The organism is Silvimonas amylolytica (assembly GCF_014645555.1).
In the GTDB taxonomy this organism is placed as follows: Bacteria; Pseudomonadota; Gammaproteobacteria; order Burkholderiales; family Chitinibacteraceae; genus Silvimonas; species Silvimonas amylolytica.
In genome coordinates this window covers 605,019-619,675 of the sequence record NZ_BMLY01000002.1, presented here as the reverse complement: position 1 = coordinate 619,675, position 14,657 = coordinate 605,019, and the positions used below count along the sequence as shown (strand labels likewise).

Here is a 14,657-nt window from a genome sequence, read left to right as displayed (position 1 = left end):
GGCCATGGCACCAGAACAAAAGGCTAGACGCTGAGCCTCAGACTCGCCACGTCTGTTTTCTCTGCAAATGGATACGTAACCCGCCCTGTCCAGCCAGCTGATGGATTGAGCATGCCCCTGACTCTGAAGCGCAGTGATCTCTTCACGCTGCCCGATCTTTGCCCCGGCAGGGCGCGTGCATTCATCCTCATTTCTAGAAGCCTGCACACCAAATATCTGCTTCCAGCCGAACAATTTCTTTTGCAATGAAAAACACCCAGGCCAGCAGCCCGGGCGTTTTGCTGCTCATCAGCCAACGAATGCTTCCGGTTGGCGCCAACTGGCCGATCAAGCCCGGCGAAAATCCCGCAGGATCACGGACCAGCCCTGCGCCAGCGGCAAGTGCTGACCGCCATGGATTGCGCCGCGTTCGTCGGTTGCCGCCATGGCGATGATCAAGTTCAATCGCATCCGCCCTACAATCTTCTACACACTGCGCGGTATGGCTACTTCTGGCCGCGCCACACCGATTCCCTGGGGGGCGTTAGTGCTCGAAAATGACGTTGCACTGGTTGGCGAGATTGAAGTGATTCCAACCTTGCTGGATGTGGTCTGTCGCACGACAGGCATGGGTTTTGCGGCAATTGCCAGAGTGACGTCTGACCGCTGGATTGCCTGTCAGGTCAAAGACGACATCGGGTTTGGTCTCGCCGCAGGCGGCGAACTCGTGGTGGAAACCACGATTTGCCATGAAATCCGTCAGCACCAGGAATTGGTCGTGATCGATGACGTCGATGCCGACCCGCTCTACGCGACGCATCACACCCCCCAGCTATACGGGCTGAAAAGTTACATCTCCATCCCGATTTACCATCATGGCGAATTCTTCGGCACCTTATGCGCGATCGATCCCCACCCGCACAAGCTCAACACGCCTGCGGTGGTCGGCATGTTCAGGCTGTTTGCCGACCTCATCGGGTTTCATCTCGACTCCGGCAGCGCATTGCGTTCCACGCAGGTACAACTGGCACAAGAGCGGCACGACGCCCAGTTGCGCGAGCAGTTCATCGCTGTACTCGGTCATGATTTGCGTAATCCGCTGGCCGCGATCTCGGCAGGGGCACAGGCATTGCGCCGCAGCACGACTGACGAACGAACGATCCTTGTCACCGGCCGGATCGAGAAAAGCGTCCAGAGAATGAACAATCTGATTGAGGATATTCTGGACTTCGCGCGTGGGCGGCTTGGCGGCGGGATTCCCGTGGCTTCGACTTTTACCGAACTGAATGTGGACGACCTTGAACAGGCCGTCGCAGAACTGCGCCAGGCGTGGCCAGAGAGCCGCATTGATCTGCATCTGACCCTGAATGCGCCATTTATGTGTGACAGCAAGCGCATGGCACAACTGCTGTCGAACTTGCTTGCCAATGCCCTGGTACACGGCGCTGCCAGCGAACCCGTTACGGTCTGTGTACGCAGCGAAAGCGAACGGTTCACCCTTTCGGTGACCAACAAGGGAAGCCCGATTCCCGCAGCCCTCATGCCGACGCTCTTCAAACCATTCGTGAGAGCCAGTACCTGCCCGGACATGCAAGGATTGGGATTGGGGCTTTATATCGCCTCAGAGATCGCACGCGCACACGGCGGCAGTCTTTCCGTAAATTCAGACGATGAGGCAACACAGTTTTTATTGACCGTGAATAGCCCAGGTACGCTGCTGTAGGCGGGCAGCCCCTGTCACCACGCCCAATCCCCGGCCCTGCCAATGCCGCACAAGCCCAAGCGACGCGCTACGTATTCAGCGCTTCATCTCGTGCGTTCGCAAAACCAGGCGGCCCACCCGGTACAAAACAAGGCCAAAAGATGCTTTCCAATTAAAGCGCGTGGCGGGGAAAGACTCCGGTAGAGACATTCAAGATGATGTTGTCGACATCCAGTCTACACAGACGCCAGAAAGCAAAAAGGCCACCCCGAGGGGCAGCCTGAATGCTTGTATCTTTGGTGGGTCGTGCGGGATTCGAACCTGCGACCAACGGATTAAAAGTCCGCTGCTCTACCAGCTGAGCTAACGACCCAAAGAGCGGCGCATTTTGCCCAAAGGTTTGGGGTCCGTCAAGCCTTTTGCAGCAGATTTTTATAAAAGACTGATTTTTCACAGCCGACGGCCACCGGTTTTCAAGCGGGTTTATCGCTCAAGTATTCTAAAAAACAAGCCTTTAGATGCTCCCGCAGCGCGATCACGGTGGGTGAGAGCTGCAGACGGTCAGCGCAGATCAAATAGAACGGTGCGGCTTCTGTGGTGTATTGCGGCAGGAGTGCAATCAGCCGCCCTGCGCGAAGATCTGGCAGGACATCCAGCCTGGATTTGTAGGCAATCCCCGTAGCAGCAAGGGCCCAGCGGCGCACGACTTCGCCATCGTCGCTGACACGGTCACCGTGAATGGTCACGGTGTGGTCGGCATCCGCCAGCCGGAATTGCCAGCGCTCGTGCGTGCCTTCGTTCAGCACGAAGCGCAGGCAATTGTGCTGTCGCAACTGAGCCGGTGTGAGTGGTGTTCCATAACGCGCGAGGTAAGCGGGCGAGGCGACCGGTACGCGTCGGTTGTCGGGCACCAGGGGCAGCGCAACCAGGCTTGAGTCTTCCAGCAAGCCGTAGCGCAACGCAATATCGATGGGTTGCCTGTAGAGATCGGCCAAACGATCACTCATGTGAATCTGTACATTCACTGCCGGGTGTTGCTGCTGGAAGGCATCAAGCCAGACCATCAACTGGCTGCGGCCCAGATCAGAAGGCATAGACAAACTGAGCGTGCCCGAGATGCGTTGTTTGTCGCGGTGAATGGCCTCCTGACCCTCCGCGAGTGCGCTCAGTGCATGACGCGCATGAACAAGATAACGCTCGCCATCGCCCGTCAGGCGCAAGCTACGGGTGGAGCGGATAAACAAACGGGCTTGCAACTCCCCTTCCAGTCGCTTGAGGGCCGCACTGGCTACGGCCGGGGTAAGGTCGAGTTCTCTGGCTGCGGCAGAGAAACTGCCCGTTTCCGCAGCCCTGATAAACACTTGTAAATCTTCAATTCTGACCACTCACAAACTCCAGCCAACCTGTCTATTTTCAATAATAAATTGAAACTGATTCTGATGACGGGCTGTTTTTCCAGAGCGCCCGCAGGCGCAGTATGGTGGCTATGGCGGCACAGGCTGCGCCCCCCGATACCCACGGAGAAACATCATGAAGGCAGTTGGTTACTACAAGAACCAGGAGATCAACGCGGCACAGGCACTGGTCGATCTGACCTTGCCAGACCCGCAACCGGGCGATCATGACTTGCTGGTGGAAGTCAAAGCCGTCTCGGTCAACCCGGTAGATGTAAAAGTGCGCGCCGGCGTCAGCCCACAAAATGGAGAACCCAAGGTCATTGGCTGGGATGCCGCCGGCATAGTGCGCGCGGTAGGTAGCAGCGTGTCTTTGTTCAAACCGGGCGATCGTGTGTGGTACGCAGGGTCATTGACGCGCCCGGGCACCAATAGCGAGCTGCATCTGGTCGATGAGCGGATTGCCGGCCCGATGCCAGGTACGCTGGATTTCGCGCAAGCCGCCGCCTTACCGCTGACAGCCATCACTGCATGGGAGCTGTTGTTTGATCGTCTGCAGGTACTGGCGAACAACGCACCCTCTGGCAAAAAACTGTTGATTATCGGCGCCGCAGGGGGTGTGGGTTCGATCATGGTACAACTGGCCCGCCAGCTGACCGGCCTGACGGTGATCGGCACTGCGTCACGTCCTGAAACCCGGCAATGGGTGACTGAATTGGGCGCACATCATGTCATTGATCACCGCCAGCCATTGTCAGAAGAACTCAAGCGTATTGGTGTCGGTCAAGTGGACTATGTCGCCAGCCTTAATCAGACCGATGCTCACTTTAAAGAGATCGTGGAGTCTTTGGTACCACAGGGCAAACTGGCGTTGATTGATGATCCGGATGCCATTGATGTGCGTGAACTCAAGCGCAAAAGCCTGTCTTTGCATTGGGAGTTCATGTTCACTCGTTCCATGTTTGGCACCGATGACATGATCAAGCAGCATGACTTGCTGTCGCGTCTGGCCAGTTTGATCGACGCGGGCATACTGCGGACCACGCTGGCGGAGCACTTTGGCACGATCAACGCCGCCAATCTGAAAAAAGCGCACGCATTGCTTGAAAGCAATACGTCGCGCGGAAAGATTGTGTTGGCAGGCTTCTAATCCTGGCTGAGCAGCTGCGGCTGCCCTGCCAGCTCGTACTTCTATCTGGTTGTTAACAGGAGATGGGTTATGCGTATTGATCTGACAGGTAAAACCGCACTGGTCACTGGTTCATCATCCGGGATCGGGCAAGCAATCGCCCAAGGGCTGGCGGATGCAGGGGCCAATGTGATCCTGCACGGCCGCAGCAGTGCCAAGCTGGATAAAGTACAAACCCAACTGGCAGCAGCCCACCCGCTGGCGCAATTCCCCATCGTTGCCTCTGACCTTGGCACGGCCGAAGGCGCTGAGGCCATTATCAAGGCGCATCCGGATATCGACATCCTGATCAACAATGCCGGGATTTTCGAACCGCGTGAGTTTGCTGATATTGATGATGGCCGCTGGCAGCAAATCATGGATGTAAACGTCATGAGCGGTGTGCGTCTGTCACGCCATTATTTGCCGCGCATGATCAAGGCCAATTGGGGCCGTATTGTGTTTATCTCCAGCGAATCTGCACTGAATATCCCGGCAGAGATGATCCACTACGGGGTCAGCAAGACAGCACAGCTGGCGGTATCTCGCGGCCTGGCCCAGCTGACTGCGGGGAGCGGCGTTACTGTGAACTCGGTACTGCCAGGCCCAACCCGATCTGATGGCGTGGGCGATTTCTTCGGCAAGATTGCCGAGGAGCAAGGTGTCTCACAAGAACAGGTAGAGCAAGACTTCATCAAGACGCACCGCCCGACCTCGTTGATCAAGCGCCTGGCCCAAGTGGAAGAAGTCGCCAATATGGTGGTGTACGTGAGTTCGCCACAGGCATCGGCCACCAACGGTGCGGCGTTGCGCGTGGATGGGGGTGTGGTGAACTTTATCGCCTGACGGCGAGGTTCAGCGCTGCTTTTTTTCCTGCTCCAGGGGCAAAGGCAGCGTGTACAAATCTGGCATGGGAACCGGCTTGGGGCTGGTTCCTGCGCCTTCCGGCGTCTGTGCTTCGACGCGTTTTTTCTCTTGCAGCAAACGCCAGATACGCACGTGGGACGCGCGGTGGTGGGCAATACGAGCCAGGCTGGATTTGGTCACGATAGCTTTGTCACCGTTTAAAGAACGCAAGGGCATCATACCCGCGATTGGCCTATCGCTTGGTAACGGTGTTGCACGCTCGTGTTCAAGCAACACCTGCCCATGTTCACTGCAAGACGTCAGGCCGTTCAGCTTCCCCGGTGTTCGAGCAAATCAGCAATGAGTGTCGGGCCAGTGGGCCTCCAGTTCAGTGTCGCCTGAGTGAGGGCGCTGGATGCCGGCATGTCCAGGCTGACGAACATACCCATCCACCCGAAATGCTCGGCCGCAGCTTGCGCAGCAATGGAAGCCACCGGCAGATTCAGCCGCTGACCGAGCGCCCCGGCGATGTCTTTACTGGTTACGCCTTCTTCGCCGACCGCGTGATAACGTGCGCCGGGGCTGGCGGCCTCTACAGCCAGCCGGTACAAGCGGACTACATCCGACAAATGCCCTGCGGGCCAGCGGTTTTTCCCTTCCTCTACATAGGCGACAACCCCCTTCTGGCGGGCGATCTCGATCAACGGGGAAATCAACCCTTGCTTGTCGGGGTTATGCACTTGGGGCAGTCGCATCACTGAGAGGTTGATGCCGGCATCCAGTAATTGCTTCCCTGCTATTTCGGAGGCGACACGCGGGTTCGGGTGCGCGAAGTTGCAAATATCTTCCCGCGCTGGCTGACCATGTTCATCCATACCCAGCCCCGTTCCGGACGTAATGACCAACGGACGCGCACTCCCTGCCAGAGCGGCACCCAGTGCGGCGATCACCCGTTTGTCTTTCTCGCAGTTCTCTACGAACCGGGAGAAATCATGGTCAAACGCCGTATGAATGACGGCATCTGCTTCCGATGCACCACGGCGCATGCCTTCAGGGTCTTCCAGCGTTCCCCTAAAAGCGCGTGCGCCGGCCGCTTCCAGTGCCCGCGCACCGTCTTCAGAGCGGGTCATGCCGATGACTTCATGGCCTGCGCCAAGCAGTTCCGGGACAAGTGCAGAACCAATAAAGCCGGTTGCGCCAGTCAGAAAGATACGCATGCTGTAAACCTCCAGGAATGTGAGGCTCAACTATCCGGCGTGCGCAGGCTGTTTAAAAGTAGTGGCGTCTTCATAGTATGGTGACTAACAGGCTGAGGCGGTTCTGCTGCCCTGACTGTTTAGAGGTTGGTCATTCGCAGGTTGGCCTCCGGCAGCCGTGCGCCCTCAACCTGCAATTGCGCCATTTGAATCTGGATGGCGGCCAATTCTGCAGGAGTCAACGTCACCTCCACTGCGCCCAGATTTTCTTCAAGGCGATGCGACTTGGTGGTGCCCGGGATGGGGACAATCCATGGCTTTTGCGCAAGCAGCCAGGCCAGGGCAACTTGCGCCGGCGTGATGTGTTTTTGGGTCGCGACGGCCTTGATCACGTCGACCAGTGCCCTATTGGCTTTACGTGCCGCCGGTGAAAACCGCGGGACGTTGTTGCGGAAATCGGAGGGATCAAACTGCGTGGTCTCGTCGATTTTTCCGGTCAGAAACCCCGCCCCTAACGGGCTGAAGGGCACAAAGCCGATCCCCAGTTCTGCCAGGACCGGCAAGAGTTCTTCCTCTGGCCCGCGCCAGAACAAAGAGTACTCACTCTGCACTGCGGTCACCGCCTGGACGGCGTGCGCGCGGCGAATGGTTTGCACGCTGGCTTCAGACAACCCAAAGTGCTTCACCTTACCCTCCGCAATCAAATCCTTCACGGCACCGGCGACGTCTTCAATGGGAACAGCCGGGTCAACGCGGTGTTGGTAAAACAGGTCGATGCGGTCGGTGCCTAGCCGTTTCAGGGCCGCATTGGCCACCGCTTTGATATGTTCCGGCCGGCTGTTGGTACCGCCACTGCGACGTGCCCCCGTATCCAGATCAATATCAAAGCCGAACTTGGTCGCGATCACCACCTGATCGCGAATGGGTTGCAACGCTTCACCGACGAGCCGTTCGTTAGCGAATGGGCCATAGGCTTCGGCCGTATCAAAGTGCGTCACACCCAGATCATGCGCATGGCGAATCAGTTTGATCATCTCTGACTTGTCGGCCGGTGGCCCGTAGGCGGCGCTCATACTCATGCAGCCCAAACCCAGTGCCGAGACTTCCAGATTGCTGTTACCCAGTTTGCGTGTTTGCATGGTGTACTCCTGTTATTGGCCAACGGGAAAATCGGTCGAAGCTGCACGTGCCGTCTGGGCTTCAAAGTCCGCCAGACGCTTGCGCAATGTACTGATAGTGCTATCGAGCGCCTGGGATCCCAACACCATGCGCAATGGTGCCGGGTGTTGGTCGACGCTCTCGATCATGCGCGCCGCCATCCGTGCAGGATCGCCCGCGGCCAGGCCGTTGGCCGGGTCCAGCATGCGCAAGAAGGCATGTGCGGGGGTGTCGTCGTAAATACTCATCAGTTTGGCGACCTGGGCGCTGCCATAACGAAACTCCGTGCGCGCGCCCCCGGGTTCGACAATCGTCATGCCAATACCAAAACCGGCCACTTCTTGCGCGACGGACTCCACAAAGCCTTCAATACCCCATTTGGTGGCGTGGTACAGCGAGTTACCGGCAAACGCCACCTGCCCGCCGTATGACGATAGCTGAAGGATGCGACCGCCACCCTGGCTGCGCAGATGCGGAATCACGGCGCGGATCAACTGGATTGAGCCGACCAGGTTGGTGGCAATCATCTGCTCGATCTGTGCGTCAGAGAGTTCTTCTGCGGCGCCAAACAGGCCGTATCCTGCATTGCTGATCACCACATCAATGCGCTCGAAGCGATCAAAACAGTGCTCAACCAGACGGCCAATGGCGTCGGTATTGGTCACGTCCAGTAGTTCGGCATGAAAGGTCTCGGGATATTGCGCGATCAGATCGGCCACCTTGGTCAGATCCCGTACCGTGCCGATGACGCGATCTCCGCGTGCCAGCAATTGGGTGGTGAGGTGGCGGCCAAAGCCGCTGCTGATGCCGGTGATCAGCCATGTACGCTGCGTCATGAGGTTTCTCCTTGAAGATATCCGTGTTGTTAGCCGCGAGCCGGTTGGCCGGCCAGCGCCGGATGCACGCGGGGTAGTAGTGCGACAGTCAGACAACCCAACCCGCACAGCCCGACGATCAAACCCATAGGCCAGGGGGTGCCATCGGCCAGCCAACCGAGCATGGCGGCGGTCAGCACACCGCTGCCGTAATGCATGGCGCCGACCAGCGATGATGCGGCGCCAGCCTGCCGCGGGAAAAACGCCAACGCACTGGCGACTGAATTGGCGACGATGAACCCGCTTGGGGCCATAAAGAAAAAGACCGGAATCGCCAGACCGGCTACACCACCAAAACCGGTTCTGGCATTGATCATCAGCGCCAGGCCTGCCACCGCCACAATGACCGCGCCCATCCGGAACAAACGCTCGCTGCCCAGCCGGGGAATCAACCGTGTATTGAGGAAATTCATCACCATGAGGCCGACGATATTCACACTGAACAGCAAACCAAATGCGGTAGGTGACACGTGGTAGTAGTCCACGTATGCAAAGGGAGTCCCGGCAATAAAGGCATAGCAGCCACCGTAGTAAAACCCGCCCGCAAGGGCATAAGTCAGCAAGCGTGGGTCTTTGATCAGTTGCAGGTATTCAGCAAAGGTTCTGCGCAGAGGCGAGCGGCTCCGCTGCTGTGGAGGCAAGGTTTCTGGCAGCATTCTCAGCGCCAATAGCCCTGACACACCACATGCTGCCAGTACGCCGAAAATGGCACGCCAGGAGGCCACCTTGAGAATTTGCCCGCCCAGCAACGGGCCGGCCAGCGGGGCAACGGCCATCATCAAAATCAGGATCGACAACATCTGTGCCGAACGCTCCCGTGCGTAGAGATCGCGCACCATGGCCCGCGCCAGCACTGGCCCGGCACAAGCACCCAGCGCCTGCACCACACGCCACATGAGCAGTTGAGCGATATCCGCCGACAGTGCGCAACCCACCGAGCCCACAACAAACAGCATCAGGCCGATCAGAATGGGCAGGCGGCGCCCAGTTCGGTCACTGAGTGGCCCCCACAATAGTTGCCCGGCGCTAAATCCAACCAGGAAAGTTGAAATCGTTAATTCCACGCGGCCGATATCCGCATGCAGATCATTGACCAGGGAGGGCAGTGCCGGCAGATACATGTCAGTCGCGATCGATGAAAAAGACATCAGTGCGCTAAGGAGGATCAGTATGCGCAAGCCATGGTCCTGATCCTGTTTTGGCCAGGCGTCTGATGAGGTCATGGTGTTCTCCAGAAATCATGATGGGCATGGATATGCCCTTCATTTCGTTGGAGAAAGTGTATGGCGCAGTGTTATGCTGAACAATCCATCTCAGATTGCATCAGCTAGTGAGTAATTTTCATCAATGCAAAAAACCGGTGTGTCTGAACTCGCCGCATTCATGGCCGTTGCCGAACAGCGCAGTTTTCGCGCCGCTGCCCGATTGCTCGACGTATCTCCTTCCGCTTTGAGCCATGCCATGCGTGTGCTGGAGGAGCGGCTGGGAGCACGTCTGTTGAATCGTACGACCCGCTCTGTCGCCCTCACCCAGGCGGGTGAAAAGCTCCTGAACCGCATCCGCCCTGCTTTGACCGATATTGATGAAGCGTTGCAGGAAGTGGCCAACGCCCGCGAGCGGCCCTCAGGCTCGTTGCGGATCAGTTGCTCGGAATCTGCGGCGATGCCATTGATACAGCACGTGCTGCCAGACTTCCTGGCGCGCTACCGCGATATCCATATCGAGTTCGTGGTGGATTCCAGAATGGTCGACGTCGTTGCCGCGGGCTACGACGCGGGTATTCGTATTGAAGAAGCGGTGCCCAAGGACATGATTGCCGTGAAGTTCGGCCCAGACATTCGCTTTGTCGCCGTCGCGTCTCCGGCTTATCTGGCCAGGCACAGTGCACCACAAGTTCCCCTGGACTTATTGAACCACCGTTGCATCCGCTTTCGCTTCGAGAGCGGCGCGCTCTATAAATGGGACCTGCAATTTCGCGGCAGACCAATCAACCTGGACGTCAACGGGCCGATGACGGTCGGCAGTATGCGGCTGGCCGTTGAAGCGGCGCTACAAGGGATTGGCATTGCCTGGGTCAACGAGACGCACGTCGCAGAGTATCTGGCGACAGAGCGATTGGCGCAGGTGCTGCCGGCGTGGAGCCCATCGTTCCCGGGGTTGTGCCTCTACTACCCCGCCAACCGCCACCCACCCACCGCATTACAATTGTTTGCGCAAGCTCTGCGGGAGTGGGCTGCAAGTACCAGTGAACAATCTGGCGCTGCTGGAGGGTAATCAAACTATTGCTTTTGCAGGGCAACTTTGAGACCCAATGCCAGGAAGAGCGACCCTATCAGTTTGTTCTGCCAACGCTTGAGCCAACCCATATGCCGCACCACGCGTGCCAGCGGTTTGGTCGCCAGCACCAACAAACTGGTGTAGCTGATGGAAAGAATCACGAACACCAACCCCAACTGCAGAAACTGCGCCAGCACATGACCCCGTTCGGCATGAACAAACTGCGGCAGGAACGCCAGGAAGAATAAAGCGGTCTTGGGGTTCAGCACCTCTGCCGGTATGGCTTGCCAGAACGCCATCCAGGGTGTGATGACGATCGCTCGGCGGCCTCCTTGCTCGGGCGCGTACGGGGTGTCTTCCCCCACCGGCGCTCTGATGGCGCGCGCGCCCAGATAAACCAGATAAGCCGCACCCATGTATTTCACCACGCTAAAAGCCAGAGCAGAGGTCATCAAAATGGTCGACAACCCAGCCGCAGCAACCAGCGTATGGATGAAATCACCCAACGCAATACCAGCCCCCGTTGCCAGTCCCACACGGCTGCCACCTTGGGCTGTCCGTGTCAGCAGCAACAGCACAGCCGGACCGGGAACCAGCATCAGGGCGATTACAACTGCGATGTAGGTACTGAAGGTAAGCATGTCGAGCATGCGAGTGACTCCTGGCAGCAAGGGTTTCACATCGTGAGCACATAGAATGGGAGGTGCAACTCATTGGCACCCGTCACGCCAATGCCTGCCGGCGGGAGCATCCAGACTGGATGGCCAACGCAACCAGACTGCGAGGCCCGGTTACGCTTGCTGGAGAGTAGTAGAAACACAACCTGGAACCGGTTCGGCTGGCTATATATCTGTGTTTCGAAAAAACTGGTGGACCGAAGGAGGATCGAACTCCCGACCTCTGCATTGCGAACGCAGCGCTCTCCCAGCTGAGCTATCGGCCCGTAGCGGTCAATCTAGTCAGCCAGTTTTGTAGCGTCAAGCCAGGCGCCATTTACCTGCGGATAGTGCGCAACAAAAAGCCCGTCGAGTGACGGGCTTTTTGTGGGCGTGTCAGGTGATCAGTTGATCTGGCCGTGACAGTGTTTGAACTTCTTGCCAGAACCGCAAGGGCACGGGTCGTTGCGGCTGACACCGGCAAATGGGCTGGCTACGGCGCCCGCTGCAGCGGCGGTAGAAAGGGCTTCCTTGATCTTTTCTTCGTCGCCTGCGGCTACGGCGGCGGCCAGGTCGTCGTGATGGAACTGCAACGCGCGTTCCGGTACTGCCTGTGGCTGCACGGCATCGACATCGGCTTGCGAGCGCACTTGCACGCTCATGACGATCTGGACCACATCGCGCTTGATGCTGCTGAGCAGTTCGCTGAACAGTTCAAACGATTCGCGCTTGTATTCCTGTTTCGGATTCTTCTGCGCGTAACCGCGCAGATGGATACCCTGACGCAGGTGATCCAGCGACGAAAGATGTTCGCGCCAGTGTTGATCCAGATGCTGCAGCAGGACAGCGCGTTCAAACTGGCGGAAGGTATCAACACCGGCTTCGGTCGCTTTGGTTTCATACGCTTCGCGCGCCAGATCAACCACGCGTTCCTTGGCGACCTCATCGGACATGCCGGCGTTTTGCTTGAGCCAGTCAGCAACCGGAGCCGTCAGGCCATATTCAGCCAGTGCTTTTTCCAGACCAGCCAGATCCCATTGTTCTTCCATGGCCTGCGGCGGTACGTATTGCTCGAACAGGTCTGTGAAGAAGCCATCACGCATCGCGCTGATGGTCTCGGAAATATCAGTGCTTTCCAGCAGTTCGTTACGCTGGGTATAGATGGCCTTGCGCTGTTCGTTGGCAACGTCATCGTACTCAAGCAGTTGCTTGCGGATGTCGAAGTTGCGGCCTTCCACTTTGCGCTGGGCAGATTCGATGGCGCGGCTGACGATACCGGCTTCAATCGGCTCGCCTTCCGGCATCTTCAGTTTGTCCATGACGAACGCAACACGATCGCCAGCAAAAATACGCAGCAGCGGGTCTTCCAGGCTCAGGTAGAAGCGGCTGGAGCCCGGGTCACCCTGGCGGCCAGAGCGGCCACGCAACTGGTTATCGATACGACGGGATTCATGACGCTCGGTACCAATGATGTGCAGACCACCAGCGGCCACGACCTGGTCGTGCACCTTTTGCCATTCAGCCTTCAGCGCCGCAATCGCGCTTTCCTTGCCAGCGGCATCAAGGCTTTCATCGGCTTCGATCACGCGGATACGCGGCTCGACATTGCCACCCAGCACAATGTCAGTACCCCGACCGGCCATGTTGGTCGCGATCGTGACCTGGCCTGGGGCGCCGGCCTGCACCACGATCTCCGCTTCGCGGGCGTGTTGCTTGGCGTTCAGCACGTTGTGCGGGATTTTCACCTTGTCGAGCAAGTTGGAAAGGATTTCCGACTGTTCGATCGACGTAGTGCCCACCAGCACCGGCTGGCCACGGCTTACGCAGTCGCGGATGTCGGTGATGATGGCGTTGTATTTTTCATTGGCAGTCTTGAAGACCTGGTCTTGCTTGTCTTCCCGGACCATCGGACGGTTGGTCGGAATAATGACCGTTTCAAGGCCGTAGATTTGCTGGAATTCGTAGGCTTCCGTGTCGGCCGTACCGGTCATGCCGGAGAGCTTGCCATACATACGGAAGTAGTTTTGCAGCGTGATCGTGGCCAGGGTCTGGTTTTCCTGGTTGATCTCGACGCCTTCCTTGGCCTCGACCGCCTGGTGCAGGCCTTCAGACCAGCGACGACCTGCCATCAAACGGCCGGTAAATTCGTCAACGATGATGACTTCGCCATCCATCACCACGTAGTTCTGGTCGCGATGGAACAGCGAGTGCGCGCGCAGGGCGGCGTACATGTGATGCACCAGCGTGATGTGCTGGGCGGAGTACAGGCTGTCGCCTTCTGGCAAGAGGCCCATGCTGGTCAGGATTTGCTCAACCTTTTCATGACCCGCTTCAGACAACAGGACCGTGTTGGCTTTTTCATCTACCCAGTAGTCGCCCTCGCCTTCTTCTTCTTCCTGGCGGGTCAACTGGCCAGGTACTGCGTTCATGGCCAGGTACATTTCGGTGTTGTCGTCAGCCGGACCAGAGATGATCAGCGGCGTACGCGCTTCATCGATCAGGATGGAGTCCACCTCGTCGACAATGGCGTAATTGAGCTTGCGCTGAACGCGTTCGCCCGTGCTGAACACCATGTTGTCACGCAGATAGTCAAAGCCGAATTCGTTGTTGGTGCCGTAGGTGATGTCACAAGCGTAGGCAGCCTGTTTTTCATCATGCGGCATCTGACCCAGATTCACGCCGCAGGTCAGACCAAGAAAGTTGTACAGCTTGCTCATGATGCCGGCGTCGCGCTGCGCGAGGTAATCGTTCACCGTCACCACGTGCACACCATTGCCAGAGAGTGCGTTCAGATATGCGGGCAATGTGGCAACCAGCGTTTTGCCTTCACCGGTACGCATTTCGGAAATCTTGCCCTGATGCAGGGTAATACCGCCGATGAGCTGGACATCGAAGTGACGCATGCCCAGCGCGCGCTTGCCACCTTCACGACAGACGGCAAAAGCTTCGGGCAGGATGTTATCCAGCGCTTCGCCTTTGGCGACACGCTCGCGGAACTCCTCGGTCTTGGCCCGCAATTGCTCATCAGACAGTGCCTGCATGGCGGGTTCAAGCGCGTTGATTTTTGTTACAACGCCACTGTATTGCTTGAGCAGGCGGTCGTTACGGCTACCAAACACTTTCTTGAGCAGATTGGAGATCATTTCCTGTTACCGGATGTTTTGCCGCGTGCGGCTTAATCTTGTTGTGCCGGGGTCGATCATGGCCACCAGGCTGTTGAAACTTCAGTACCCGCCGTGCGCCAGGCCAACTGCGCCCGGACAAATTCGTCAGTGGTACTACGAGAACGGCGGGCAGGTTTCCCTGGCCGCCGTTGTGAAAACCGTGCGTGAGTATCGCACCGTTACGTCACGCGTGTGCACAAGATAAGGCCAAAAGGCACTTTTTCCAGTGCGGGACGCATTTC

General features: G+C 57.8%; 13 protein-coding genes and 2 tRNA genes. 5 read left to right on the top strand and 10 right to left on the bottom strand.

The annotated features are described in order from the left end of the window. Positions 1–111 precede the first annotated feature (111 nt). Together IEX44_RS20990 and IEX44_RS09135 are read left to right on the top strand one after the other, a co-directional pair. A complete protein-coding gene (locus IEX44_RS20990; protein WP_229678857.1) occupies positions 112–249 on the top strand; it encodes a hypothetical protein in 138 nt (45 codons plus the stop codon). Between the two features lie 175 nt (positions 250–424). Continuing rightward, entirely contained in the window at positions 425–1,702 is a 1,278-nt protein-coding gene (locus IEX44_RS09135; protein WP_229678855.1) for a GAF domain-containing sensor histidine kinase, read from the top strand. Positions 1,703–1,978: 276 nt separating this feature from the next. On the opposite strand, the gene IEX44_RS09130 is transcribed toward IEX44_RS09135, so the two are convergent. Then, positions 1,979–2,054 (bottom strand) — tRNA-Lys (locus tag IEX44_RS09130). A gap of 100 nt (positions 2,055–2,154) precedes the next feature. Beyond that, on the bottom strand, positions 2,155–3,066 hold the full coding sequence (locus IEX44_RS09125; RefSeq protein WP_188692111.1) for a LysR family transcriptional regulator: 912 nt from the start codon (positions 3,064–3,066) through the stop codon (positions 2,155–2,157). Positions 3,067–3,211: 145 nt separating this feature from the next. Here IEX44_RS09125 and IEX44_RS09120 point away from each other — a divergent pair, with 145 nt between their 5' ends. Continuing rightward, the gene (locus IEX44_RS09120) at positions 3,212–4,225 is read left to right on the top strand and encodes a zinc-binding alcohol dehydrogenase family protein (RefSeq protein ID WP_188692108.1); all 1,014 of its coding nucleotides are present in this window, start codon (positions 3,212–3,214) and stop codon (positions 4,223–4,225) included. Between the two features lie 69 nt (positions 4,226–4,294). After that, positions 4,295–5,089, top strand: a complete 795-nt coding sequence (locus IEX44_RS09115; RefSeq protein ID WP_188692105.1) for an SDR family NAD(P)-dependent oxidoreductase — start codon at positions 4,295–4,297, stop codon at positions 5,087–5,089. A gap of 9 nt (positions 5,090–5,098) precedes the next feature. On the opposite strand, the gene IEX44_RS09110 is transcribed toward IEX44_RS09115, so the two are convergent. The 5 genes from IEX44_RS09110 to IEX44_RS09090 all read right to left on the bottom strand — a co-directional run bounded on the left by IEX44_RS09110 (position 5,099) and on the right by IEX44_RS09090 (position 9,541). Further along, positions 5,099–5,290 carry a hypothetical protein gene (locus IEX44_RS09110; RefSeq protein WP_188692103.1) on the bottom strand — a complete coding sequence of 64 codons (192 nt, stop codon included), beginning with the start codon at positions 5,288–5,290 and terminating at the stop codon, positions 5,099–5,101. A gap of 128 nt (positions 5,291–5,418) precedes the next feature. Beyond that, positions 5,419–6,306, bottom strand: coding sequence for an SDR family oxidoreductase (locus IEX44_RS09105; RefSeq protein WP_188692100.1), 888 nt, complete (start codon positions 6,304–6,306; stop codon positions 5,419–5,421). 119 nt (positions 6,307–6,425) lie between these two features. Continuing rightward, positions 6,426–7,424, bottom strand: a complete 999-nt coding sequence (locus tag IEX44_RS09100) for an aldo/keto reductase (protein ID WP_188692097.1) — start codon at positions 7,422–7,424, stop codon at positions 6,426–6,428. Positions 7,425–7,436: 12 nt separating this feature from the next. Beyond that, entirely contained in the window at positions 7,437–8,279 is an 843-nt protein-coding gene (locus IEX44_RS09095) for an SDR family oxidoreductase (RefSeq protein ID WP_188692094.1), read from the bottom strand. A 29-nt stretch (positions 8,280–8,308) separates the two neighbouring features. Continuing rightward, entirely contained in the window at positions 8,309–9,541 is a 1,233-nt protein-coding gene (locus IEX44_RS09090) for a Bcr/CflA family multidrug efflux MFS transporter (protein WP_188692091.1), read from the bottom strand. A gap of 124 nt (positions 9,542–9,665) precedes the next feature. Here IEX44_RS09090 and IEX44_RS09085 point away from each other — a divergent pair, with 124 nt between their 5' ends. After that, positions 9,666–10,592, top strand: a complete 927-nt coding sequence (locus tag IEX44_RS09085; protein ID WP_188692089.1) for a LysR family transcriptional regulator — start codon at positions 9,666–9,668, stop codon at positions 10,590–10,592. A 5-nt stretch (positions 10,593–10,597) separates the two neighbouring features. Here the strand turns inward: IEX44_RS09085 and IEX44_RS09080 are convergent, their stop codons facing one another. The 3 genes from IEX44_RS09080 to secA all read right to left on the bottom strand — a co-directional run bounded on the left by IEX44_RS09080 (position 10,598) and on the right by secA (position 14,394). Then, positions 10,598–11,245, bottom strand: coding sequence for a LysE family translocator (locus IEX44_RS09080; protein WP_188692086.1), 648 nt, complete (start codon positions 11,243–11,245; stop codon positions 10,598–10,600). A gap of 217 nt (positions 11,246–11,462) precedes the next feature. Next, a tRNA-Ala gene (locus tag IEX44_RS09075) sits at positions 11,463–11,538 on the bottom strand. Positions 11,539–11,655: 117 nt separating this feature from the next. Further along, positions 11,656–14,394 (bottom strand): preprotein translocase subunit SecA, encoded by a 2,739-nt coding sequence (gene secA, locus IEX44_RS09070; protein WP_188692083.1) that lies wholly within the window; start codon positions 14,392–14,394, stop codon positions 11,656–11,658. Positions 14,395–14,657 lie beyond the last annotated feature (263 nt).